Genomic DNA, 24,762 nt, shown 5'->3' with positions numbered 1-24,762 from the left:
TGCCGGTTTGGCAAGGCCTTTTTGAAGATAGTTTCAAAAAGTTCAAACAAGCGTCACACGACCGTAACGTTTCTTGCCTGCCTGTATAACGTAGGCCTTACCCGTTGCCAGCATGGTGTCCTGCGCAACCACGTCGCCATCGACTTTAATACTCCCGTTCTTAAGCATGTCTTTCGCCTGGGCACTGTTTTTGGTCAGGCCTGAACGGTTGAGTACGGCAGCAATGGGGGCTTGATCAGCGCCTTCAAAATCCACTTCTATTTCTGGCAGATCGTCAGGCAGTTCGCCATCGGCCAGTTGGTTACCTGCGGACTTGTGCGCATTAGCGGCGGCTTCTTCACCGTGGTAGCGAGCAATCAACTCACGCGCCAGCTCCATTTTCACGTCACGTGGGTTCGCACCCTGCTCAACACTCTGCTTAAGCGCATCAAGCTCTTCGTTGGATTTCAGCGACAGTAGCTCAAAGTAGCGCCACATTAAGCTATCGGGCATTGAAACCAGCTTGTTGAACATGGAACCCGGTGCTTCATCAACGCCCACGTAGTTACCGAGCGACTTCGACATCTTCTGCACGCCGTCAAGACCTTCCAGCAACGGCATGGTGATAACAACTTGAGGCTCCTGGCCGAAGTGCTTTTGAATTTCACGCCCCATCAGCAGGTTAAACTTCTGGTCGGTGCCGCCTAACTCGATATCCGCTTCCAGCGCCACAGAGTCATAGCCCTGAACCAGCGGATACAGAAACTCATGAATGGCGATAGGCTGATTGGCTTTATAGCGTTTTTCAAAATCATCCCGCTCAAGCATACGCGCAACGGTGCTTTGTGCGGCCAGCTCAATCATCTTGGCGGCGGTCAGCTCGCCAAACCACTCCGCATTAAAGCGCACCTCGGTCTTTTCAGGATCAAGGATCTTGAAAACCTGCTCTTTATAGGTTTCCGCGTTGGCTTTCACATCGGCTTCGGTCAGTGGCTTGCGGGTGATGTTCTTACCCGTCGGGTCACCAATACGTCCAGTGAAGTCACCGATCAGAAAAATAACGGTATGCCCCAGGTCCTGGAATTGACGCATTTTGGTCAGAAGCACGCTGTGACCCAAATGCAGGTCAGGGGCTGTGGGGTCAAAACCAGCTTTGATACGCAGCTTGCGCCCGGAGGCCAGCTTCTTTTTAAGCTCGTCCTCTACGAGGATTTCATGCGTACCCCGCGCCAACAGCGCTAAAGCCTGATCCACCTCACTCATTGCCTCTCTCCACTCTAAACGTTGCCCCATTGGGCATACAGATGAACAATAGCCGACGATGTTACCATGCCTGCCCGACCTGGTTGAGCCTTCGCACCGCCTTGGATACTGCTTTATGAAAACGCTCCCCACTGCTCCCACGCTTTATTATATGGGTTTAATGTCAGGCACCAGCCTTGACGGTATTGATGCAGCGCTTATTGCGATCACTCCCACCGCCCCGCCTCGGCTGGTGGCCACCCATGCCGAGCCCATGCCGGAAGCATTGCACAGCGCACTATTAACGCTATGTAACGCAGAGCAGGTAAGTTTCGCCCAGTTGGCCTTGGCAGAAAATGCCTTCTGCCACCTTCAGGCGCAGGCTATTAATACCCTTTTGACCCAGCAGGGTCTTTCACCCAGCCAGATTAGTGCGGTCGGCAGTCATGGCCAAACCATCGAGCACGCTCCCGATGGGCATAGCGGCGGCCCTGCCTACACGCTGCAGTTGGATAACCCAAGCCTATTGGCGGAATTGACAGGCTGTACGGTCGTCGCCGACTTTCGCCGCCGCGACTTGGCGGCAGGCGGCCAGGCGGCCCCACTTGCGCCCGCCTTTCATCAGGCGCTATTCGGAAGACAAACGATAGAACAACTCATCCTCAACCTGGGCGGGATTGCCAACGTTACCTGGCTGCCGCGGAATGCTGAACAGCCGGTATTAGGGTTTGATACCGGCCCAGCTAATGTATTACTGGACGCCTGGTTTGCAAAACATTATCCCGGCCGGTTTGATCAAAACGGCAGCTGGGCTAAAAGCGGCCAGGTAGATAGTGCTCTCTTGGCGCGCTGCCTCAACGAACCCTACTTTCGCCAACCGCCGCCGCGCAGCACCGGACGCGAACTGTTTCACTTAACGTGGCTCAAGCAGCACCTTACCGGCACGGAATCACCCGAAGATGTGCAGGCCACACTTGCCGAGCTAACAGCGATCAGCGTGGCCGAAGGCATTAAGCACTTATTGCCCGACAACCAACCCGCAACCCTAATCACCTGCGGCGGAGGCGCCCACAACGCCTACTTAATGGCACGCCTTGCCCATTACCTACCTAACGCCACGTTTACCTCGCCATCGGCTTACGGCTGGCCAGAAGACTGGATTGAAGCAGGTGCCTTTGCCTGGCTTGCCCATCAGCGTTTGCACCATTTACCTGGCAATTTACCCTCGGTCACGGGTGCCAGCGGCCTGCGTGTATTAGGGGGCATTTACTCACGCTAAGCGTCAGGCGATGGAAGCTGCTGATATTTATTAGCGAAAAGAGGCCGTTCATACGCATTCTACTTTGCCGAGGATGCTCGCAGTTCGGTAATATCCCCCTCACTTCCAACTGCGGTAAGGTGCTTGAGTATGATGGACATCGCGCTTCCTGAGTCGCTCGCCCAAGCGCGAGAACGTCTGCATCAGGCGCTTTTAGAGGCCAAGCGTCCTTTAAATGACGCAACGCTGCTTGCGGTGAGTAAAACCAAGCCAGCCCCTCTGATTCGCCAAGCTTATGCACTTGGTCAGCGGGCGTTCGGCGAAAACTACCTGCAAGAAGCATTAGACAAGCAGACCGAGCTTGCTGACCTAAACGATATTGTGTGGCATTTCATTGGCCCGCTACAGTCGAATAAAACCCGCGCAGTGGCAGAGCACTTTGACTGGATGCATAGCGTTGACCGTTTAAAAGTTGCCAACCGACTCAGCGAGCAGCGCCCAGGTCATTTAGCGCCGTTAAATATATGTTTACAGGTTAATATTAGCCGTGAGGCGTCTAAATCGGGGGTGATGCCTGAAGACGTTAGGGCGCTGGCCCATGAGGTAGCCCAGCTACCCCGTTTACGGCTGCGCGGTTTAATGGCAATTCCCGCGCCAGCGGACACACTAGAGGCACAGCGCAAGCCGTTAGCCGAACTAAGGCACCTGCTGACAGAACTACAGACAACGCTGCCTCAGGCCCCGTTAGACACGCTTTCAATGGGCATGAGTGATGACCTTGAAGCCGCCGTCATGGAAGGTGCCACACTGGTACGTTTAGGCACCGCTATTTTCGGTGCGCGCGGCGCAGTCAATTCATAACACAGGACACGCACATGACAAATAAGACCACTTTCATCGGCGCAGGCAATATGGCGACCGCTATTATCGGCGGCCTTATCGACAGCGGTGTTGCGCCCACGGACCTTACCGCCACTGCGCCCAGCAGCAGCGAGCTTGCGCCGGTAAAAGAGCGCCTAGGCATTAATATTCACACCGACAACAACGTTGCCGTCAGTCACGCTGACGTGGTGGTGCTGGCCGTTAAGCCGCAAATCATGCGGGTGGTATGTGAAAAGCTGCGGGAGACTATTCAGCAACAGCGCCCGCTGGTGATCTCCATTGCAGCAGGCCTGGACGCCGCGACCATCGACCAGTGGCTAGGGGGCAATAACGCCTTGGTCCGCTGCATGCCCAATACACCTTCGCTGGTGGGATACGGCGCCAGCGGCCTGTTCGCCAATTCAGCTGTGAGCGATGCCCAGCGCGATATCGCCACTCAGCTAATGGAAGCTGTCGGCATTGTTGAGTGGGTGGAGGAAGAACCGCTTTTGGACGCGGTAACGGCGGTTTCCGGTAGCGCCCCGGCCTATTTCTTTTTAATGCTTGAAGCCATGGAAGAGGCTGCCGTAACGCTTGGGTTACCGGCTGAAACGGCGCGCCGCCTAGCCATCCAAACAGCGCTGGGCGCCGCCACCATGGCGCAGAAGAGTGACAAAGACCCTGCCACGCTTAAGCAGAACGTGATGTCGCCTGGCGGCACTACTGAACGCGCGATTCATCATCTGGAAGAGGCGCAGTTGCGCACTACCATTGCCGATGCCATGGAAGCCTGTGCCAAGCGCGCCCAGGAAATGGCCCGTGAATTAAGCAGCCACTGAATCATCTAACGTAACGGAGACACCAGCAATGGGCAGTCAATTGGGTAGCGCCGGGTTAACGCTAGTTAACTCACTGATCAACATTTATTTATTTTTACTTATGCTGCGATTCTTATTGCAGGCATCGCGGGCGGACTACTACAACCCGCTAAGTCAGTCGGTGGTTAAGATCACCCAGCCTGTCGTAAGGCCTTTCCAGAGCTTTTTAGGCCCTGTGGCAGGCCGTTTCGACCTTGCCACACTCGCCGCAGGCTTTGTGCTGAAAGTAGTGAGCATGGTGGCTATCTTCATGGTGATCGGCATTGGCATCCCCCCCATTGCCGGGCTGCTAATTGCAGGGGTGGCGGCGATTGCCAATGCGATCTTAAAGATCTACTTTTTCGCTCTGATTGTGATGATCATTTTGAGCTGGGTTGCTCCGAATGCCAGCCACCCGGGCGCACTACTGGTCATGCAACTGGTTGAACCCATCATGGCGCCGGTACGCCGGGTGATTCCACCGCTGGGAATGATCGACCTGTCCCCCATTGTGGTCTTTATTGCCATTAATCTTCTTGATGGCCTGGTGGTTGGCTCTCTGATCCGTGCTGCCGGCATTTCAGGGGCCCTGGTAGGGCTTTAAGGTTTTAGCCCCGCTTTCCCCCGGCTTTATTCAGAAGAACCCTTTTTGCAGGACTAACGCTTTCGATGCCCGACTCAGACACGCTTGCCCTTGCTGACCGACCAACGGACGCCGTTGGTCTTGTCACGCCTCATATTGCGCAGTTCGACACGCCACTTGCCCTCGCCTGTGGAAAAGTACTTCCGGAATATGAGCTGATCTATGAGACCTACGGCACCTTAAACGCCGAACGCAGCAATGCGGTGTTGATTTGCCATGCGCTTTCCGGCCACCACCACGCGGCGGGCTACCATAGCCAGGATGACCGCAAGCCCGGCTGGTGGGATGCGCACATTGGGCCAGGTAAATCGATCGACACCAATCGCTTCTTTGTCGTTTCCCTGAATAACCTGGGCGGCTGTCACGGCAGCACCGGCCCGGTTAGCCACAACCCTGAAACCGGTCGCCAGTGGGGGCCAGACTTCCCCATGGTCACGGTCAGCGACTGGGTCGCAAGCCAGGCACGCCTGGCCGACCATCTGGGGATTGAGCGCTGGGCGGCCGCCGTGGGCGGAAGCCTCGGTGGCATGCAGGTACTGCAGTGGACAATAACCTACCCTGAGCGAGTGGCAAATGCCGTGGTGATTGCCGCAACGCCCCGGCTTTCAGCGCAGAACATTGCGTTTAACGAAGTAGCCCGTCAGGCCATTCGCTCAGACACCGAGTTCTTCGGCGGCTGGTACGCCGAGCACGACACCGTACCCAAGCGCGGGTTGAAACTGGCACGTATGGTGGGGCATATCACCTACTTGTCAGAAGACGCCATGGGCAGCAAGTTCGGGCGCGACCTTAGAAGCGACGACCTTAACTTCGGCTTCGATGTTGAGTTCCAGGTCGAGTCCTACCTGCGCTACCAGGGCGACGCGTTCTCCACCGCCTTTGATGCCAATACCTATCTTCTGATGACCAAGGCGCTGGACTATTTCGACCCGGCCGCCACCTGCGGCGGTGACCTGGCCAAAGCGCTTGCCCCTGCACAATGCCCTTTCTTGATTGTCAGTTTCACTACCGATTGGCGCTTCCCGCCCGCCCGTTCCCGTGAGCTGGTCGATGCCCTTATCCGAGCGGGCAAGTCGGTTAGCTACGCCAATATTGCGTCGCCCCATGGGCACGATGCGTTCTTGCTGCCAGAGCCGCGTTATGAAGCGCTGTTCAGCGCCTTTATGAACCGTACTGCTCGTGAGCTAGGCCTGGAGGAGACCCGTTGATGCGCGCCGACCTTGAACTGATTTATGACTGGGTGCCTAAAGGCGCTCACGTACTGGATCTCGCCTGCGGCGATGGCGAGCTTCTGGAGAGCCTGGCCCGCGACAAGAGCGTTACTGGCTACGGTCTGGAGATCGACCCAGACGGTATTACCAGCTGCGTGGCACGCGGTGTCAGCGTGATAGAGCACAACCTGGACGACGGACTGGCCAGCTTTTGCGACCACAGCTACGACCTGGTCATCATGACCCAAGCACTCCAGGCACTGCGCCGCCCCGACAAAATGCTTGATGAAATGCTGCGCGTCGCTGACGAAGGCATTATCACCTTCCCCAACTTTGCCTACTGGCGTCACCGCGTCTACCTGGGCCTACGCGGCTACATGCCGGTCTCCAAGTCGCTGCCTCACGCCTGGTACGACACGCCCAACATTCACTTGTCGACCTTTAACGACTTCGAGCAGCTGTGCCGTGAAAAGGGCCTGGTAATCGTGGACCGTGCCGTGGGTGTGGGCGAGCGCCGTGGGCACTGGACCTCAAAGTGGTGGCCCAACCTCTTCGGCGAGATCGCCATCTTCCGCGTACGTCGCCGTTAAGCGAACCGGCAGCGTGCGCGCAAGCGTTACGCTGACCGGAACACCCTCCTTCCACTGAGTGCTCGTACCATACGCGAGCACTTCAACACCGCTGGCAACCGCCGCCTCAAGCCCTGCCGCATAGGCGGCGTCGATATGCGCAGCGGCTGCGACATCATTAATACCTTCGTGGGCAATGCAAAACAGCAGCACAGCCCGCTCCCCCTGCAAGGCCAATGCACTTAACGCCTGCAGGTGTTTAAGCCCGCGCACGCTTACCGAATCGGGGAAATAACCGTATCCATCCTGCTCTTTGAGGGTTACCTGTTTGACCTCAATGTACGCGCGCCCTTTCACCGGGTCCTCAAGCAGAAAATCAAGCCGCGACTCCCCGACCTTTACCTCACGACGCTGGCAGGCATAACCGGTAAGCGCCTCCAGTTGGTTAGCACTGAGCGCCGCCTCGACAATCCGGTTGGTTCGCCCCGTATGAACCGATACCAACGACACGCTACCATCGGGCTGGGGCAGCTCAATGAGCTCCCATGTCCATAAAAGCTTGCGCTTGGGATTATCACTGGGTGACAGCCACACTCGGCAGCCGGGCACATTGACAGCTTTCATCGACCCGGTATTGGGACAGTGCGCTACCACTTCTCGGCCATCGTCCAAGCGCACATCAGCAAAAAAACGCTTGTAGCGGCGCAGCAGCGTACCAGGCACCAGTGACGGATAACCCAATGGAGCATGCAACGGAGAGGCCCGTGTCATAGCCGCCCCACAAAGCGGGTGATCCGCGCCACCGCCTCCTCAAGCCGAGCAACATCATTGGTAAACGCAATCCGCACATGGTGCTCGCCACCGCGCACGGCAAAATCAATACCGGGGGTAATGGCTACGCTTTCCTCTTCCAGCAGCCGTTCACAAAAGGCCTGGCTATCGCGGCTATAGCGCGAGATATCCAGCCAGACATAAAACGCGCCTTGAGGCGGTAAGTCGGGCGCCAGGCCAAGCGTCGCCAGCCCATCAAGCAATACCTGACGGCGCTCGGCGAGAATTTCACGACGCTGCTCCAGAATCGCCCGGCACTCGGGAGTGAAAGCGGCAAGCGCTGCATGCTGAGAAGGGGTAGAAGCCGCCAGAAAGACGTTCTGGGCAAGCCGGGTTAAAGGCTCAACCGCATGCTGCGGCGCGACCAGCCAGCCCAGGCGCCAGCCGGTCATACCGAAATATTTTGAGAAGCTGTTAACCACAAACGCTTCGCTGGAAAGTGATGTCGCAGACAGCGGAACATCGTCGTAGTTGAGCCCTTGATAGATCTCGTCAACGATCACTTCGCCCGAGCGCGTGGCCACAGCGTCCAGCACTTGAGACAGCTGCTCAGCACTCAAGGTGTGCCCGGTAGGGTTGGAGGGCGAAGCCAGCATGGCCAGCCGGGTTTCATCACGCCAGTGCCGCTCAACCAAACCGGCATCCAACTGCCAGCCGCTCTCACGCCCCACGGAAACCGCGTCAACTTCAGCGCCTGCCAACGCCATAAAGTGGCGGTTGCATGGATAATTGGGGTCCGCCATCAGCACCCGGTCACCGCTCTCTACAAGCAGTTGGCTTGCCAGCAGCAGCGCGCCGGATGCACCCGGCGTAACCAGAATTCGGGCAGGGTCCACGTCAGCATTAAAGTGCTCAGCGTAGTGCCTGGCAATGGCCTCACGCAGCGCAGGCAGCCCGGCGGCGGGAGTGTAACGCGTCTGGCCACGTGACAAGGCCTGTTGGCCTGCCGCAATGATCGGCTCAGGCGTGGCAAAGTCTGGTTCGCCGACCTCCAGATGAATCACGTCATGCCCCGCCGCCTCCCGCGCCTGGGCCATTTCCAATAGATGCATCACGCGAAAAGGTGCCACGTGGCTGATTCGTGGGTTCCAGGCCATAACGGCTCCTTCATCTAGCAAAGTTAAAGCATGACAGGGGTCTTACAAGCAGTAGGACCATAGTCGCAAACGCACCATTATGCTTGCAAAGCGGGAGTTTTTCAGCTAAACAAGCATCCCTTTGGCGTGAGATCGTGGCATACGCTCATGATCGATCAGCAGTCATATACGTAAGGGGCAATCCCATGCCAGTAGCGGAAAAAAAACCGGAAGCGGCCAAGTCCTTCACTCCGTATGAGTCGGCACCGGGTGAAGAGTACATGAACGATAAGCAGTTGGCGCATTTTCGTCAGCTGCTGTTGGACTGGAAGCAAGACCTCATGGAAGAGGTGGACCGCACCGTGCGCCACCTTCAGGAAGACGCCAACAACTACGCCGACCCCGCCGACCGGGCAACGCAGGAAGAGGGCTTTAGCCTTGAACTGCGCACTCGCGACCGCGAGCGCAAGCTGCTCAAGAAAATCAATGAAACCATCGAAAATATCGACGACGACGATTATGGTTTCTGCGAAGCATGCGGCGTTGAAATCGGTATTCGTCGTTTGGAAGCCCGTCCTACCGCCACCCTTTGCGTTGATTGCAAAACCCTGGCGGAACTTAAAGAAAAACAGCTTGGCGGCTAAGCCGGTTATTTAACCCCTTGGTACGCTAACGCTGAAGCGGGCACCTTTGGGTGCCCGCTTTTGTTTTGGGTAAAGGTTTGCATGATGTCTTCTATCAGCTACCGGGGGCGCTTTGCCCCCACTCCTTCAGGGCCTTTGCATTTTGGTTCGCTTGTTGCAGCGCTCGGCAGTTATCTGGATGCCCGTGCCGCTGGCGGGCGCTGGCTGGTGCGTATTGAAGATATCGACCCACCGCGCTGCCCCCAAGGGGCAGACGCCACCATTTTGCGCCAGCTGGAACGCTTTGGCTTACAGTGGGATGAAACGCTATGCTGGCAGCACAACCGCCATGACGCTTATCAACAAGCGCTGGATCAACTCATTGATCAGCGCTTGGCGTATCCTTGTAGCTGCTCACGCAAACAGTGGCAATCGCATGCTATTTATCCAGGCTGGTGCCGTGACGGATTAAGGGAGCCGGATAAGCCGGTTGCCTGGCGGTTACGCAGTGACCTGGCCAAGCGCCCGATTGTCTGGCAGGACCGTCTGTTTGGCGCGCAGCAGTTTGACCCAGTAGCGCTGGGTGACGTGGTACTTAAGCGCAAGGATGGTCTTTGGGCTTATCAGTTGGCGGTCGTCGTTGACGATGCCGAGCAGGGTATTACCGACGTGGTTCGTGGGCTCGATTTACTCGACAACACCCCTTGGCAGCGTCAGCTTCAAAGCGCTTTGAAGCTACCAGAACCGCGCTATTTACATTTGCCACTGGTCGTCACCCCAGACGGCCAAAAGCTTTCAAAACAGAACCTGGCCCCGGCGCTTGCCGAGGATGAAGACGGCAGGCGGCGCCAGCTTTTTCAGGCGCTTCAAGCGCTTGATCAAGCACCGCCGGCCGCTCTGGCCACCGAACCTCCTGCCAGCCAGCTACACTGGGCAGTGGCAAACTGGGCGATTGAGCGCCTTTCCCCCACCGAACACCGCCGCTCGCCGTAAGGAGTTCTCCATGTATGTCTATCGCATCATGCTGTTTTTGGTGTTTGGCGGTTATTTGCTCTCTCCGTTATTAATGGACGGCTGGAGCAATCCGAGCACGGCCTGGTACCGCCCGTTCGCTATCTGGGGCGTGTTGATTGCGCTCACGCTATGGCTTGAGCAAAAAAGGAAGTTAGATGAGCGTTGAGTTAACCGGCGTTTTACTGCTCGGCCTGGGCTTCCTGGGGCTGATGTTTAGCTGTGGCGTCGCCGTTGAGCGCGGCTGGTTGCCTACATACGTTACCCGCCACCCCATCGTTTACACCCTCGCTCTCGGCGTTTATGCCAGCGCCTGGGCAATTTATGGCAGCGTTGAACTTGCGGCCCAGGCAGGGTTTGGCTACCTGGCTTACTACCTGGGCGCGGCCGGTACCTTTTTACTTGCTCCGGTCCTGCTAGTGCCTATCCAGCGGATTACCCGCACGTATCAGCTCGCCTCACTCGCGGACCTGTTTGCGTTCCGGTTTCGTTCGCGCTGGGCAGGCTCGCTGGTCACGTTAATCAGTCTTTTGGCCGTGCTGCCGCTGTTAGGCATTCAAGTTCAAACCTTGAGCAGCGCTATTCAATGGCTCACCGGTAGTGCCTATAGTTCCGCGGTCGCCCTGCTATTTTGTGGGCTGATTGCGGTACTCGCCGTGATGTTCGGAGCCCGACATAGCCATACGCGCCAGGACCCGTTAATCAGCATGTTGGCGCTTGAGTCTCTGATCAAACTACTCGCCATGCTGTGCCTGGGCGCGGTGGCCTTATGGCTTGTGTTTGATGGACCCAATGATTTACAACGCTGGCTTGAGGGGCCGGGCCTACAAGCCCAGCAGGCAACCTATCAGCTGGATGACGCTCAATGGCGCACGCTGTTACTGCTGTTTTTTGCAGCCGCGTTCATGATGCCCCATCTATTTCATATTACCTTTGCCGAAAACCTGTCACGTCACACCCTGCTTCAGGCCAGCTGGACATTACCGCTTTACCTGTTATTGATGGCCTTGCCGATACCACTTATCTGGTGGGCCGCTCAATCGGTCAATAACGAGCTTCCGATCACTGCCTACGCGGTGTATATGATCAGCGAACACTGGTGGGTCAAAGCACTGGCATTTCTGGCCGGGCTCGCTGCGGTCACCGGTACGATGATCATGATCGCCCTGGCGCTATCCGGCATGGTGCTCAACCATATTGTGCTGGTGGCCAGGCCGCCCGAAGCGCGTAGTGACCTTTATGGCTGGCTACTCTGGCTACGCCGAGCCTTGGTGGTCGGCGTGATTGTTAGCGGCTGGCTATTTTATGAGGGGGTTGGGCGCCATCACGACCTCGTGAGCCTGGGCATGGCCTCTTTTGTGGGTATGGCGCAGTGCTTGCCCGGCATGCTGGCACTGCTTTACTGGCCAGGTGCAAATCGCAAAGGCATGGTTGTTGGCCTTATCGCAGGTGTCATCCTGTGGCTTTGGGGGCTTTGGCTACCGCTTATCTTCACGTTCCCGACCCCCGCACTGCCCTTTAGTCACCTGATGAGCGACAGTGCGCCGCCCTGGTACACGGTAACGCTGGTATCACTGGCGACCAACATTGTTCTCTTGATGGTTATTTCGCTGTTTACACGTATTTCAGAGGGCGAAAAATCAGCCGCCGAGGCGTGCTCCGTCGATGCCGTTATCCGCTCCAAGCGGCTACCGCTGGAGGCTGCCACCGCTGCTGACTTTTCTACGCACCTGGCGCAAGCGATCGGCGATGAAGCCGCCCAGCGAGAAGTATCCAGAGCATTAAAAGCGCTCAAGTTTACGCCACAAGAACGCCGCCCTTACGCACTGCGCCGCCTGCGTGACCGTATTCAGGCCAACCTGTCAGGCTTAATGGGGCCTTCGGTCGCACGTGACATTGTCGACCGCTACCTGCCCTACCGCCATGACGACGCCCCGGTAACGGACGATATCCACTTTGTGGAGAGCCGCCTGGAAGCCTACCGTTCACGCCTGACCGGGCTTGCCCGAGAGCTTGACGGACTGCGCCGCCACCACCGCCAAACGCTGGCTTATCTTCCTGTTGGCCTGTGCGTATTTGGCGATGACAAAGAGCTTTTGATGTGGAACGAGGCGCTTTCCCAGCTTTCTGGCATCAGCGGCGAAAGCGTGATTGGCGCGCGCTGCGATAATTTACCTGCGCCGTGGCCTGAGCTATTGGGCAACGTCTTACTGGCCTCCCACACACCGCTTTATAAGCAGGCGGTGTCGCTGCACGGCAAGGATTACTTTCTTACCCTGCATAAAGCCGAGCTTAGCGGCCACGACAGCCGAGGCGGCAGCGTGGTGTTGGTCGAAGACCACACCGAGATGAAGTGGCTGGAAGATGAGTTGGTCCATGCTGCCCGCCTGGCTTCTATTGGCCAGTTGGCAGCCGGCGTTGCCCACGAGATTGGCAACCCGATTACCGGGATTTCGTCACTGGCGCAAAATTTACGCTACGATACCAACGACCCTGCTCTGCTGGAGACTGCGGATCAGATCCAGCAGCTAACCCGGCGCGTAACGACCATTGTGAACTCGCTGGTCGGCTTTGCGCATGGCGGGCGCCAGGCGGGCCCGCCGCCCGCGTCTCCTGCGGCGCTTAACACGCTAAGCGAAGACGCATTAAACTTGATCCACCTGGCGCGCTCGGGTGAGGATGTAACGTTGACCAATGCGTGCCCTGATGGTCTTGTGGTACGCGGGGATGCTCAGCGTTTAACCCAAGTGATGGTCAACCTGCTTAGCAACGCCAGGGACGCTTGCATGCCCGGCGGCCAGGTGGTGATTACCGCAGGGCAGCAGGCAGGCAGTGCCTGGTGGCGGGTAACGGATAACGGCCAGGGAATTGATCCTCGCGTGCGTGACCACTTGTTTGAGCCATTCACCACGACCAAACCTGCAGGCGAAGGCACAGGACTTGGGCTGTCGCTTGCGTATCAAATTATCAACGAGCACCAAGGCAGAATAGACGTGGCCTCGCCGCCGCCCAACGAGCCTCGCGGCACGGCCATTACGCTTTGGCTGCCGCTTTACCAACAGGATGGCCAGCGACCCTATGCCCAGGATTCTGATTGTTGAAGATGAAGCGATTATTCGCAGTGCGCTAAAGCGCCTGCTTGAGCGTCATGACTACACCGTCAGCGAAGCAGGCAGCGTTGAAGAGGCCAACCAACTAACGCTTCCTGAGTTCGACCTCATCATCAGTGACCTGCGTCTGCCGGGCGAGCCTGGCACCACGTTGATTGGCACTGCTGCTCCCGCACCGGTGCTGATCATGACCAGCTATGCCAGCATGCGCTCAGCGGTAGATGCCTTAAAACAAGGTGCCGTCGATTATATCGCCAAGCCGTTTGACCACACTGAAATGCTGGAGACCGTTGAGCGTATATTGCATCAGCAGTCGATGCAGCATGGCGAGCCCCCTGCGATTACTGATGATGGTGGCAGCCAGCAGATGATGATTGGCGAATGCGCGGCCATGCAGCAGGTCTATACGCGTATCCGCAAAACCGCCCCGGCCGATGTGACCGTGCTGATTTTAGGAGAATCAGGTACCGGAAAAGAGCTGGTTGCGCGGGCTATTCACCAACAAAGCAAGCGCGCCAGCGCCCCGCTAATCAGCGTTAACTGTGCCGCTATTCCCGAAACGCTGATTGAGTCTGAACTGTTCGGCCATGAGAAAGGCGCGTTTACCGGCGCCAGCGCATCACGCACCGGCCTAGTGGAGGCCGCCGACCAGGGCACGCTGTTTCTTGATGAGATTGGTGAACTGCCCCTTGATGCTCAGGCACGCCTGCTGCGTGTGTTACAGGAGGGAGAAATCCGCAAGATTGGTTCTGTGGAAACCCGCCACGTTAATGTCCGCCTGATTGCCGCGACCCACCGCGACCTGCGTGCCTTATCCAAAAGTGGTGAATTTCGCCTGGACCTTTACTACCGCTTAAACGTGATGCAGATCGAGCTCCCCCCGCTGCGCGAACGCGAAGACGACGTGCTCCAGATTGCCGATATCTTGCTGGATAAAGCGTGCACGCGTCACGAACGCCCCGGCCTACGGCTTTCAAGGGCCGCCCGCCAGGACCTGCGTGATTACCCGTGGCCAGGTAACGTTCGTGAGCTTGAAAACGCCCTGGAGCGAGGCGTGATTTTAGCCGAAGGCCATCTGATTCACCCGGACGATCTCGGGCTGGCACCTGCACCGCCTCGCGCCCATTCACAGGCGAGTTCAGCGGCTTCCTCCAGCGACGAGAGCACGCCAGCGGAGGATGAGGATGATCTCTCTTTGGAAGACTATTTCCAGCACTTTGTGCTTGAGCATCAGGACCTGATGAGCGAAACCGAGCTGGCTCAAAAACTGGGCATTAGTCGTAAAAACCTGTGGGAACGGCGCCAACGGCTTGGCATCCCGCGTAAAAAAACTGCTCGGCGTCCCAATTGACGTCGCTGACTGGCCTGCCCGCCAGCGCCTCACACCAAATGCTTACGACCATCGTCTACTATACTGATTTAAATAAAAAATAACCGATTTACGTTACCCAATCATTGTTACCTACCCACACAATGCCCGTAAAAAATCGGACCAAAAACGGTAACACTTATCTGTCACCGAAGTTCCTCAAAATAAAAAACAATCATAAGCACATGAAATAAATAAACATTTAAACAAGTGGCACGACGAGTGCAATATTACTGGGTAAGAAAAATAAACTGGGCCAAGCGGTGGGTCACTAACAAAAACAACATGACACCACCCCAACCTGAGCCATAACAAAAACAACAAGGCCAGGAGAGATAACAGCACTAATAATAACAACAGGCTTCAATCTCATGACTTGCTGGCGCTAAGCACAATAAGCGCAGCTAATAAAAACAACAGGTAGCAAGTGCCCAAAATGGACGCGACGTACACCAAATGATCTGCGCCCCAACAAGAATAATTGCAGTGAGTGTGTACACCCCCGGAACCAACAATAATACGTCGGGGAAGAAAAGTTCGCGGTTGGATTATTGTTTTGAATACGAGGCGGTCGGATACTGCCTATCGACTGCGGTGCGTATTCAGGGCGATGTGCCATCATGAAGAAAAACAGCAGCATGGACGCTGATTAAATGCTTTATAGGGGAGGCTCTTTTAGCCTCCCCTTTCCGCGTTTAAAGGGGAAGGCGTTCGTAAACCTGCCCGAGGTGCTTTGCAAGCGTAAAGGGGTCGGCTACACTCATCGGCTTACCGCTTACTTCACGGTCACTTTTTCGATACCCTGCGAGTCGATATCGCCGCATGTTCAAAGGATTTACCCGTTTCTTACATAGCCCGGGAGAGCAATTGAAAACCCTGCTCGATCCCCAAGAGAGTGGAACCGCTCTCAGCCCACGCATTATCCCTCGGTCCGAGCACCCTGTTTCTCGCCAACATATCAGCGACGCTGCGCTAAAAGTGCTTTACCGCCTTAGCGGTGCAGGCTTCGACGCCTACCTGGTGGGCGGATGTATTCGCGATGCGCTGCTTGGCAAAATGCCCAAGGACTTTGACGTTGCCACCAACGCCACGCCGGAGCAGGTGCGTGACCTGTTTCGCAATTCGCGTTTGATTGGCCGACGCTTTCGTATTGTCCATGTCCGCTTTGGGCGCGAGGTCATCGAAGTCACTACGTTCCGTGGCAAGCCACAAGACGAACACGGCGAGAATATCGCTCACCAGTCGGACGCCGGCTTGCTGCTGCGAGACAATGTATGGGGCAGCATTGAGGAAGATGCCTTACGGCGTGACTTCACCGTTAACGCGCTGTATTACAACATTGCCGACTTCAGCCTTCACGACTTTGCCAACGGTGCGCGTGATATTGAATCGCGCACGCTGCGCCTGATTGGCGACCCGGCCACCCGCTACCGGGAAGACCCGGTGCGTATGCTGCGCGCCGTTCGCTTCGCGGCCAAGCTCGACTTCACTATTGAGCCTGACACCGAAGCGCCGATGTACGACCTTGCGCCGCTGTTGCTGCAAATTCCGCCTGCACGGCTATTTGATGAAGTGCTCAAGATGTTTATGTCAGGCTATGGGTTGGCAACCTTCCGCCTGCTTAGCCATTACGGCCTGTTTGGCATGCTCTTCCCCGAATCGGAAGAGGCCATGGCCGATGCGGCGTGGGCGGAAAAGCTCATTGAATTCGCCTTGGCCAATACCGATAAGCGCATTGCCGAAGGTCGCCCGGTGACGCCTGCCTTCCTGCTGGCCGCCTTCTTATGGGCCCCGGTTGCCAATCGCCAGGCCGAGCTTGAAAGTGAAGGCATGCCCGCGATACCGGCACTGCAAACGGCATCGCAGGAGGTGGTGTCGCGTCAATTGGAACATACCTCTATCCCTAAACGCTTTGGCATGCCCATGCGCGATATTTGGGAGCTACAGGCACGTCTGCCGTTACGACGTGGCAAGCGTGCGTTCCAAACCCGCGAGCACCCACGGTTTCGTGCCGCTTACGACTTACTACTGCTGCGTGAGCAGGCGGGCGAAATCCCGCGCGGCTTGGGCGACTGGTGGACGGCCTTCCAGCAGGGCGACGAGCATGAGCAGCTTCGCTTGCTACAAAAAATTGGGGGCGACCCGGCAAGCCAGGGCGACCGCCGCCGCAAACGGCGCCGTAAACCCACGCGCAAATCGGAAAAGTGAGCAACGCATGAGCCCGACATCGCTTACGTATATTGGCTTGGGTAGTAATCTCGATGATCCTATCAGGCAGGTGCGCCAGGCGATTTCGGCACTTGCCCTGCTGCCCTTGAGCCAGTTGACGGCCACTTCCTCACTTTACGCGAGCCGCCCGGTTGGCCCCCAGGACCAGCCGGATTTTGTCAACGCAGTAGTCGCCCTGACAACGCGCCTTTCACCGCTGGCGCTGCTTGACCAACTACAGGCGCTGGAACAACAGCACCGGCGCCAGCGGCTACGCCACTGGGGCCCACGCACACTGGATCTGGATTTACTGCTTTTTGACCAGCAGATAATTGCCTACCCGCGTTTAAACGTTCCCCATCCGCGTATGCACGAGCGCGCCTTTGTGCTCGCTCCCCTGGCGGAACTGGATGCAACGCTGACGCTTCGCCAGCAGCCGGTAAGCGAATGGCTAAATCAAATCCCCGAACCAGGCATTCAGCGTTTAGTCGAAGATGGTCCTGCCTAAGCGGTTATCTTGCTACCCTAGCCTCGACACACAACACTGGACCGGGTAACAATCGCTTTCCAGCCCACACACCAACGTTCTGGTTTGTCTTTCAGGGCCCATTTTTCAAGACCCGTTTTTTAAGAACTATTTTCAAAAACCATTTTTAAGAACATCGCAACAGCGTGATATTAACAACGGTCGGCTGCCCATGCCGCAGCGGCCACGACGAGTGAGAGCATGCCATGAAACCCGTGACTCTAAGCACGCTACAGGCCTACAAGTGCGCTGGCGAAACATTTAGTTGCTTAACCGCTTACGATGCCTCCTTTGCCCAAGCGGCTAGCCACGCCGGTATCGACGTGCTTTTGGTGGGTGACTCGCTCGGCATGGTGCTCCAGGGGCATACCAGCACGCTCCCCGTGACAGTCGACGATATTTGCTACCACACCCGCTGTGCCGCACGCGGCAAAGGCCATAGCCTGTTGATGGTTGACCTGCCGTTTATGAGTAACGCCTCTACACAGCGCATGCTGGAAGACGGCGCAGCTCTCATGCGAGCCGGTGCGGAACTGGTCAAGGTAGAAGGCGAAGCCTGGATGGCCGAGGGGATCCGTGAGCTAACACGCCGCGGCGTGCCCGTATGCGCCCACTTGGGCTTAACGCCACAGGCGGTTTATCAGCTAGGTGGCTACAAGGTACAAGGACGAGACACCGCCCAGGCAGAGCGTATCCTGCAAGATGCCAAAGTGCTGGTTGAGGCGGGCGCTTCGGTTATATTACTGGAGTGCGTACCGGCAAGCCTGGGCAAGGCCATTACCGACGCGCTTGATGTACCGGTCATCGGAATTGGTGCAGGCCCCGATACCGATGGTCAAATTCTGGTCATGCATGATGTGCTCGGCGTCACCCATGGCCGCCCGCCGCGGTTTGTGAAAAATTTCATGGCAGATGCTGGCAATATTCAGGGCGCTTTTCAGGACTTCCACGAGGCGGTCAAAACGCGCGCCTTCCCTGCTCCCGAGCACTGCTTCTAACCTGCCCGTTTGCGACGTAACCTTACGACACATGACTATGCGTACATTGCGAGAGATCAACGACCTGCGCAGCCTGCTGCGCGACTACCGAACGCACGGCCAGCGAATCGCGCTCGTGCCGACCATGGGCAATCTTCATGCCGGGCATTTAGCGCTGGTTGCCAAGGCGCGTGAGCACGCAGATGTTGTTGTTGCCAGCCTGTTTGTGAACCCCATGCAGTTTGGGCCTAACGAAGACCTGGACGGCTACCCGCGCACCTTCACCGATGACCAGGCAAAGCTTAGGGCAGCCGGATGCGACGTGCTCTTTTCACCCTCGGTAAGCACGCTTTATCCCAATGGGCTAACCTCGCAAACGTGCGTTCACGTGCCTGACGTGGGAGAGGGCCTGTGCGGTGGCTCACGGCCCGGGCACTTTGACGGCGTGTCTACCGTTGTCACTCTGCTGTTTAACCTGGTACAGCCCGACGTTGCCTGCTTTGGTGAGAAGGACTACCAGCAGCTTGCCGTTATTCGCAAGTGTGTGCAGGACCTGCATATGCCGATTGACATTATTGGCGTGCCGATTGTGCGCGACGACGATGGGCTGGCGCTTTCATCGCGTAACGGCTACTTGAGCGATGCCGAACGCGCGATAGCCCCTACGCTTTACCGCACGCTGTGTGAATTGCGCGACGCGTTAGAGCAGGGGGAGCCGCTTGAAACCATGCTGGCGAACGGGTTGATTGAGCTTACCGAGGCAGGCTTTACGCCCGATTATCTTGAGCTTCGTACGCCCGAGTTAACGCCTGTTAGCACCACCACGCGTGACGCGGTATTACTGGCCGCTGCTCGGCTAGGTCCCGCTCGCTTGATTGATAATCTCAGCGTGCAACTGCCCGCTTGATCCATTACGTTTTATCGCCAAGCCGCAGGCTTCGCAACCAGGAGTTGTTATGCAAACAATTATGCTCAAAGCCAAGCTCCATATGGCACGCGTTACCCATGCAGTGCTTAACTACGAAGGGTCTTGCGCCATTGATGGCGACCTGCTGGATATGGCCGGTATTCGTGAAAACGAACAAATCCAGATCTATAACGTTGAAAACGGTGAGCGTTTTACCACCTACGCGATCCGTGGCGAAGAAGGCTCTCGTTTGATTTCGATTAACGGCGCGGCGGCGCATTTAGCCGCCCCCGGTCACCGGATTATTATTTGTAGCTACGCCCACTATTCGGAAGCCGAGCTTGAACAGCACCAGCCAGCTCTGGTCTACCTGCAGGAAGGTAACGAGGTTAGCCATACCAGCAACGCTATCCCGGTGCAGCTGGCGTAGGCTACGCATTCTAGTCATCTATCGAGCGGGCCTTCAGGGTCCGTTTTTATTTGCCTTTAAAAAAGCGCATTGCCGCAACGCACAACTTTCCCCTATGCTGAGTAGCAAGCCTGACATAAAAAAACAGATAGCGCAGGTTATGCTCAGTACATCAGGCAGTAAGAGCAGATAGCAAGAACAGATAGCAAGAACAGACAGTAAAACAGGTCCGTAAAAACAGGCCCGTACAAACAAAATAGCAAAACAGACGGTCTACCTTACTCACGTTAGGAGTCATCTCATGCAAGAAGTGGTCATTGTTGCGGCTCGCCGCACCGCGGTCGGTTCCTTTGGCGGCTCACTGGCAGGCATTCCTGCAAGCGAGCTTGGCGCGTTAGTGATTAAGGATATCCTTGAATCAACCGGCGTTTCCCCCGACCAGGTGGACGAAGTACTCCTCGGCCAAGTACTGACGGCGGGCGTAGGGCAAAACCCTGCTCGTCAGGCGGCAATTAAAGCGGGCCTGCCGGCTTCCGTACCGGCCATGACAATCAACAAGGTATGTGGCTCAGGCCTAAAAGCCGTGCATCTTGCAACACAAGCGATTCGCTGTGGCGACGCTGAGCTGATTCTGGCGGGTGGGCAGGAAAACATGTCGGCGTCTCCCCATGTATTGCCCCATTCGCGCACTGGTCAGCGCATGGGCGATTGGAAAGCCATTGATACCATGGTGCATGACGGCCTTTGGGACGCCTTCAACGACTATCACATGGGCATCACTGCAGAGAATCTGGCTGAAAAATACGGCATCACCCGCGAGGAAATGGACGCGTTTGCCGCTCAGTCACAACAGAACGCTGCCAACGCCATTAAAGAGGGCAAATTTAAAAGCCAGATCGTGCCGGTGCAAATCCCCCAGCGCAAAGGCGATCCCGTTGTGTTTGATACCGACGAGAACCCGCGCGAAATTACCGCTGAAAAGCTGGCGGGCATGCGCCCAGCGTTCAAAAAGGACGGCACCGTTACCGCAGGTAACGCCTCCTCATTGAACGATGGCGCGGCCGTTGTGATGATCTGCTCGGCAGAAAAAGCCAAGGCGTTAGGTCTTGAGCCGCTGGCACGTATTGCCGCTTATGCCAATGCGGGCGTAGACCCTGCCATTATGGGTATTGGCCCCGTGCCAGCTACCCGTCGCTGCCTGGAAAAAGCCGGCTGGAGCCTGGAGGACCTGGACCTGGCGGAAGCCAACGAGGCTTTTGCGGCACAGGCCCTTTCTGTTCAGAAAGAGCTGGGATGGGATATATCCAAGGTCAACGTCAACGGTGGCGCGATTGCCCTGGGCCACCCGATTGGCGCTTCTGGCTGTCGCGTACTGGTATCGCTCCTTCATGAGATGATTGCCCGGGATGCCAAGAAAGGCCTGGCAACGCTGTGTATCGGCGGCGGCCAAGGGGTGGCACTGGCGATTGAGCGCCCCTGATCTCAGCGATTAACGCTTAAAATGTAAATGCCCCTGTCACTGACAGGGGCATTTTTATGCATCAAGGCTTCGCATCTAGCACTCATGGGGCGCTTAGCGGTGCTTTTCACCCACAATGGTGGCGGGTGTTCGCCATACCAACAGCGCGCCCAGCAAGAATAGGCCCGATGCGGCCCACATGGTAATAGGCAGGCTAGTAGCATCAACAACCCGGCCACCGACCATCGCGCCCAGCCCAATGGAGAGGTTGAATACAAAGGCCATCAAGGCGGTCGCGGCTTCGGTATTGGGTGCGGTGCGTAAAATCCACGTCTGTATGCTCACCGACACGCTGCCAAAGGCCGCGCCCCACACCATGAGTAGCAGCACGCCGCTGACAGGCTCGACCCCGAGCAGCGGGAAAGACGCCACCACCAATAGCAGCAAGCTTGGGATCGCCAGCACCGCTCGGTAAGGATGGCGCCCAGCGAACATGCCTGCGGCGATATTGCCCAGAATTCCTGCCGCCCCATACAGTAGCAGCAAGCTGCCCACATGGCGCTGAGCTACACCGCTTATCTCCTGAAGGATAGGGCTAATGAAAGTGTACGCTGCAAAGTGTCCGACAACTACAAAGCCCGTGACCAGAACCGCGACCCGAACGCCACGGCTAGTGAACTGCTGGGCCAGCACTTTGAGACGGACTGGCTCCCTGGGTGGAAGTGGCGGCAGCCAGCACCACAATGCCAGTGCGGTTAACAGGCTAAAACCGCCCAAAGCCCCAAACGCGATTCGCCAGTTGCTTAGATCACCCAGTAAGGTACCCAGTGGCACGCCAAGCACCGATGCAGCGGCTACGCCGCCAAAAATAATCGTCATAGCCTTGGGCACTTTATCGCTGGGCACCAAGCGCGGAGCAATACTCCCGGCCACGGCCCAATAACCGCCGATACTGACACCCACCAGCACGCGGGCGGCCAGCAATAGGATAAAGCTACTGGCCAGCGCTGAAAGCACGCTACCAATCACCATGACGACCATGAGTAGCGTGAGCATAATGCGCCGATCCAACCGGCCTACCGCCACGGGCAGTAGCGGCGCCGAAAAAGCGGCGACCACGCCCGGTACCATTACCATCAAGCCAGCGACACCGGGCGTTACATCCATGGATGAAGCCACCTGAGACAACAACCCGATAGGCAGCTGTTCAGCGGTTACCAATAGAAAAATGCCGATCATCACGGCGACCACCGCCCACCAACGCGGTGCCTGTTCCTTCTCCATGCCTACTTCCTTCTAACTAAACGTCCACCCAACCAAACGCTCTTTTAATCACACTTTCTTTCAACCAAACGACTCCGCCCCCGCAACCAGGGGCTACGGGGGCGGAAGAGACAACCTTACGGCGACTTAGTCCGCGGTGTTCTCACTTTCAGCGGCAAACGCTGCTTTCTCTTCTTCGGTGATCTCTTTCATCGAGAGCTTCACGCGGTTGCGGTTATCGATGTCGAGCACCTTCACAATCACGTCGTCGCCTTCGTTCAGGAAATCGCGCACGTTGTTAACGCGCTCAGCCACGATTTGCGAAATATGCACAAGACCATCCGTACCCGGCATGATGTTCACAAAGGCACCGAAGTCAGCAATACGTACGACCTTGCCGTTATACAGTTTGCCAATTTCCGCTTCTGCCGTAATCGCCAATACGGTATCGATGGCTTTTTTCGCCGCAGCCTTGTCTTCAGCGTAGATACGCACGGTACCGTCGTCATCAAGGTCGATAGACGCGCCAGTATCTTCGCAAATTTTGCGAATGGTGGCGCCGCCTTTACCAATAACGTCACGGATCTTGTCCGGGTCGATCTTGATGGTGGCCATGGAAGGCGCATTATCGGAGACGTCGGTACGGCTCTGGCTGATGACTACATTCATCTGCTCAAGAATACCCAGACGCGCTTTGTGGGCTTGCTGAAGCGCAGTCTCCATGATCTCTTCGTTGATGCCTTCAATCTTGATGTCCATCTGCAGGGCAGTAACACCCTCTTCTGAACCGGCCACTTTAAAGTCCATATCGCCAAGGTGATCTTCATCACCCAGGATATCGGTCAGTACCGCGTAGCCATCTTCGTCTTTCACCAGGCCCATGGCGATACCCGCCACCGGTGCTTTCAACGGAACACCCGCATCCATCAGCGCAAGTGAGGAGCCACATACAGACGCCATCGAGCTTGAGCCGTTGGATTCAGTAATTTCCGATACCACACGAATAGTGTAGGGGAAGGCTTCTTCAGACGGCAGCATGGCCTGAACACCACGGCGTGCCAGACGGCCATGGCCGATTTCACGACGTTTCGGGCCACCCATAAAGCCCGCTTCACCGACCGAGTAGGGAGGGAAGTTGTAGTGCAGCATAAAGCGGTCTTTACGCTCGCCTTCCAGCGACTCGATCAACTGAGAGTCACGCAGGGTGCCCAGCGTTGCCACTGCAATCGCTTGGGTCTCACCACGAGTGAACACCGCCGAACCGTGAGTCTTGGGCAGCGCGCCCACTTCGATCGCCAGCGGGCGCACGGTGAAGTTGTCACGGCCATCAATGCGCGGCTCACCTTTTACAACGCGTGAACGTACAACGCGTTTCTCAAGGCCAGCAAAGGCACCTTTTACTTCGTCTTTGCTGAACTTGTCGTTCACCGGTTCACCGTCAATGGCTGCCAGCTGTTCAACCGCCTGATCTTTCAGGGCTGCCAGGGCATCCTGGCGCTGCATCTTATCGGTGATGCGATAGGCATCGCCCACCTGCGCTTCAAACGCATCCGCAATGGCGGTTTTCAGCGCTACGTTCTCAGGGGCTGGCTGCCAGTCCCAACGCGGTTTGCCGGCCTCGGCAACCAGCTCGTTAATCGCGCTAACCGCGACCTGCATTTCCTGGTGACCAAACAGTACGGCGCCCAGCATCTCGTCTTCCAGAAGTTCTTTGGCTTCGGACTCGACCATCAGCACAGCGTTTTCAGTACCGGCAACGACCATGTCCAGCTCGGAAGTCGCAAGCTCTTCAACGGTCGGGTTAAGGAAATAACCCTGCTCTTCGTTGAAGCCAACGCGCGCAGCACCGATCGGGCCGTTGAACGGCACGCCAGAAATGCTCAGTGCAGCGGAGGTGCCCAGCATCGCGGCAATATCCGGATCGTGGTTACGATCAGTGGACAGAACGGTACAGATAACCTGCACTTCGTTCATAAAGCCTTTAGGGAAAAGCGGGCGGATCGGACGATCGATCAGACGCGAGGTCAGGGTTTCTTTCTCGGTCGGGCGTCCTTCGCGCTTAAAGAAGCCGCCGGGAATTTTACCTACCGCGTAGGTTTTTTCCTGGTAATGAACCGAGAGCGGGAAAAAGGGTTGGCTGGGGTTGGCTTCTTTGCGCGCCACCACGGTACACAGCACAACAGTATCTTCCATGGTGACCATAACGGCACCAGTGGCTTGACGAGCGATACGCCCGGTTTCTAGCGTGACGGTGCTACGACCGTACTGAAACGTTTTTTTTACCGGATTCACGGCGACTTCCTTTAACATTAATATCTACTTGTCTATTCGTTTGGGTCGTTTTGACTCGTCACCATTCTAGGCGCTGTAGCG

22 protein-coding genes are annotated in these 24,762 nt (G+C 56.7%); 17 read left to right on the top strand and 5 right to left on the bottom strand.

Annotated elements, in window-relative coordinates:
- Positions 1 to 42 precede the first annotated feature (42 nt).
- Entirely contained in the window at positions 43 to 1,242 is a 1,200-nt protein-coding gene (gene tyrS, locus ACT3TJ_RS12805; RefSeq protein WP_444621382.1) for a tyrosine--tRNA ligase, read from the bottom strand.
- Positions 1,243 to 1,357: 115 nt separating this feature from the next.
- Here tyrS and ACT3TJ_RS12800 point away from each other — a divergent pair, with 115 nt between their 5' ends.
- The 6 genes from ACT3TJ_RS12800 (at position 1,358) to metW (ending at position 6,641) form a co-directional block, all read left to right on the top strand.
- Positions 1,358 to 2,500 carry an anhydro-N-acetylmuramic acid kinase gene (locus ACT3TJ_RS12800; protein WP_444621381.1) on the top strand — a complete coding sequence of 381 codons (1,143 nt, stop codon included), beginning with the start codon at positions 1,358 to 1,360 and terminating at the stop codon, positions 2,498 to 2,500.
- A 129-nt stretch (positions 2,501 to 2,629) separates the two neighbouring features.
- Positions 2,630 to 3,340, top strand: coding sequence for a YggS family pyridoxal phosphate-dependent enzyme (locus tag ACT3TJ_RS12795; RefSeq protein ID WP_172117572.1), 711 nt, complete (start codon positions 2,630 to 2,632; stop codon positions 3,338 to 3,340).
- Positions 3,341 to 3,354: 14 nt separating this feature from the next.
- On the top strand, positions 3,355 to 4,179 hold the full coding sequence (proC, locus tag ACT3TJ_RS12790) for a pyrroline-5-carboxylate reductase (protein ID WP_444621380.1): 825 nt from the start codon (positions 3,355 to 3,357) through the stop codon (positions 4,177 to 4,179).
- Between the two features lie 28 nt (positions 4,180 to 4,207).
- Positions 4,208 to 4,801, top strand: coding sequence for a YggT family protein (locus ACT3TJ_RS12785; RefSeq protein ID WP_444621379.1), 594 nt, complete (start codon positions 4,208 to 4,210; stop codon positions 4,799 to 4,801).
- 65 nt (positions 4,802 to 4,866) lie between these two features.
- On the top strand, positions 4,867 to 6,048 hold the full coding sequence (gene metX, locus ACT3TJ_RS12780) for a homoserine O-succinyltransferase MetX (RefSeq protein WP_444621378.1): 1,182 nt from the start codon (positions 4,867 to 4,869) through the stop codon (positions 6,046 to 6,048).
- Complete coding sequence (metW, locus tag ACT3TJ_RS12775; protein WP_172117576.1) at positions 6,048 to 6,641, top strand: methionine biosynthesis protein MetW; 594 nt, start codon at positions 6,048 to 6,050, stop codon at positions 6,639 to 6,641. Before metX ends, metW begins: the two co-directional genes overlap by 1 nt.
- On the opposite strand, the gene sfsA is transcribed toward metW, so the two are convergent.
- On the bottom strand, positions 6,582 to 7,391 hold the full coding sequence (sfsA, locus tag ACT3TJ_RS12770) for a DNA/RNA nuclease SfsA (protein WP_444621377.1): 810 nt from the start codon (positions 7,389 to 7,391) through the stop codon (positions 6,582 to 6,584). The two genes, metW and sfsA, sit on opposite strands and share 60 nt — an antisense overlap.
- Positions 7,388 to 8,548 carry an aminotransferase class I/II-fold pyridoxal phosphate-dependent enzyme gene (locus ACT3TJ_RS12765; protein WP_444621376.1) on the bottom strand — a complete coding sequence of 387 codons (1,161 nt, stop codon included), beginning with the start codon at positions 8,546 to 8,548 and terminating at the stop codon, positions 7,388 to 7,390. The genes sfsA and ACT3TJ_RS12765 overlap by 4 nt, the downstream gene beginning before the upstream one ends.
- A gap of 185 nt (positions 8,549 to 8,733) precedes the next feature.
- Between ACT3TJ_RS12765 and dksA the strand changes: the two genes are divergently transcribed.
- The 11 genes from dksA to ACT3TJ_RS12710 all read left to right on the top strand — a co-directional run bounded on the left by dksA (position 8,734) and on the right by ACT3TJ_RS12710 (position 21,147).
- Positions 8,734 to 9,171, top strand: a complete 438-nt coding sequence (dksA, locus tag ACT3TJ_RS12760; RefSeq protein WP_087108663.1) for an RNA polymerase-binding protein DksA — start codon at positions 8,734 to 8,736, stop codon at positions 9,169 to 9,171.
- A gap of 81 nt (positions 9,172 to 9,252) precedes the next feature.
- Positions 9,253 to 10,143, top strand: a complete 891-nt coding sequence (gluQRS, locus tag ACT3TJ_RS12755; RefSeq protein WP_444621375.1) for a tRNA glutamyl-Q(34) synthetase GluQRS — start codon at positions 9,253 to 9,255, stop codon at positions 10,141 to 10,143.
- 10 nt (positions 10,144 to 10,153) lie between these two features.
- Entirely contained in the window at positions 10,154 to 10,330 is a 177-nt protein-coding gene (locus tag ACT3TJ_RS12750) for a hypothetical protein (protein WP_172117580.1), read from the top strand.
- Positions 10,320 to 13,262 (top strand): ATP-binding protein, encoded by a 2,943-nt coding sequence (locus ACT3TJ_RS12745; RefSeq protein WP_444621374.1) that lies wholly within the window; start codon positions 10,320 to 10,322, stop codon positions 13,260 to 13,262. Before ACT3TJ_RS12750 ends, ACT3TJ_RS12745 begins: the two co-directional genes overlap by 11 nt.
- Complete coding sequence (locus tag ACT3TJ_RS12740; RefSeq protein WP_444621373.1) at positions 13,240 to 14,622, top strand: sigma-54-dependent transcriptional regulator; 1,383 nt, start codon at positions 13,240 to 13,242, stop codon at positions 14,620 to 14,622. Before ACT3TJ_RS12745 ends, ACT3TJ_RS12740 begins: the two co-directional genes overlap by 23 nt.
- Positions 14,623 to 15,462: 840 nt before the next feature.
- A complete protein-coding gene (gene pcnB, locus ACT3TJ_RS12735) occupies positions 15,463 to 16,848 on the top strand; it encodes a polynucleotide adenylyltransferase PcnB (RefSeq protein ID WP_172117583.1) in 1,386 nt (461 codons plus the stop codon).
- Positions 16,849 to 16,855: 7 nt separating this feature from the next.
- Complete coding sequence (gene folK, locus ACT3TJ_RS12730; protein ID WP_193053256.1) at positions 16,856 to 17,356, top strand: 2-amino-4-hydroxy-6-hydroxymethyldihydropteridine diphosphokinase; 501 nt, start codon at positions 16,856 to 16,858, stop codon at positions 17,354 to 17,356.
- A 224-nt stretch (positions 17,357 to 17,580) separates the two neighbouring features.
- On the top strand, positions 17,581 to 18,372 hold the full coding sequence (panB, locus tag ACT3TJ_RS12725; protein ID WP_193053255.1) for a 3-methyl-2-oxobutanoate hydroxymethyltransferase: 792 nt from the start codon (positions 17,581 to 17,583) through the stop codon (positions 18,370 to 18,372).
- A 37-nt stretch (positions 18,373 to 18,409) separates the two neighbouring features.
- Positions 18,410 to 19,258 carry a pantoate--beta-alanine ligase gene (panC, locus tag ACT3TJ_RS12720; protein ID WP_193053254.1) on the top strand — a complete coding sequence of 283 codons (849 nt, stop codon included), beginning with the start codon at positions 18,410 to 18,412 and terminating at the stop codon, positions 19,256 to 19,258.
- A gap of 49 nt (positions 19,259 to 19,307) precedes the next feature.
- Entirely contained in the window at positions 19,308 to 19,688 is a 381-nt protein-coding gene (gene panD, locus ACT3TJ_RS12715) for an aspartate 1-decarboxylase (RefSeq protein WP_087108680.1), read from the top strand.
- A gap of 280 nt (positions 19,689 to 19,968) precedes the next feature.
- Positions 19,969 to 21,147 carry an acetyl-CoA C-acetyltransferase gene (locus tag ACT3TJ_RS12710; RefSeq protein ID WP_193053253.1) on the top strand — a complete coding sequence of 393 codons (1,179 nt, stop codon included), beginning with the start codon at positions 19,969 to 19,971 and terminating at the stop codon, positions 21,145 to 21,147.
- Between the two features lie 93 nt (positions 21,148 to 21,240).
- Here the strand turns inward: ACT3TJ_RS12710 and ACT3TJ_RS12705 are convergent, their stop codons facing one another.
- Both ACT3TJ_RS12705 and pnp read right to left on the bottom strand, forming a co-directional pair.
- The gene (locus ACT3TJ_RS12705) at positions 21,241 to 22,410 is read right to left on the bottom strand and encodes an MFS transporter (protein ID WP_193053252.1); all 1,170 of its coding nucleotides are present in this window, start codon (positions 22,408 to 22,410) and stop codon (positions 21,241 to 21,243) included.
- Between the two features lie 126 nt (positions 22,411 to 22,536).
- Positions 22,537 to 24,699 (bottom strand): polyribonucleotide nucleotidyltransferase, encoded by a 2,163-nt coding sequence (pnp, locus tag ACT3TJ_RS12700; RefSeq protein WP_172117589.1) that lies wholly within the window; start codon positions 24,697 to 24,699, stop codon positions 22,537 to 22,539.
- Positions 24,700 to 24,762 lie beyond the last annotated feature (63 nt).

The organism is Halomonas sp. AOP30-A1-24, from assembly GCF_052378165.1.
GTDB lineage: Bacteria > Pseudomonadota > Gammaproteobacteria > Pseudomonadales > Halomonadaceae > Vreelandella > Vreelandella citrativorans.
This window is presented reverse-complemented; position numbering and strand designations above follow the sequence as displayed.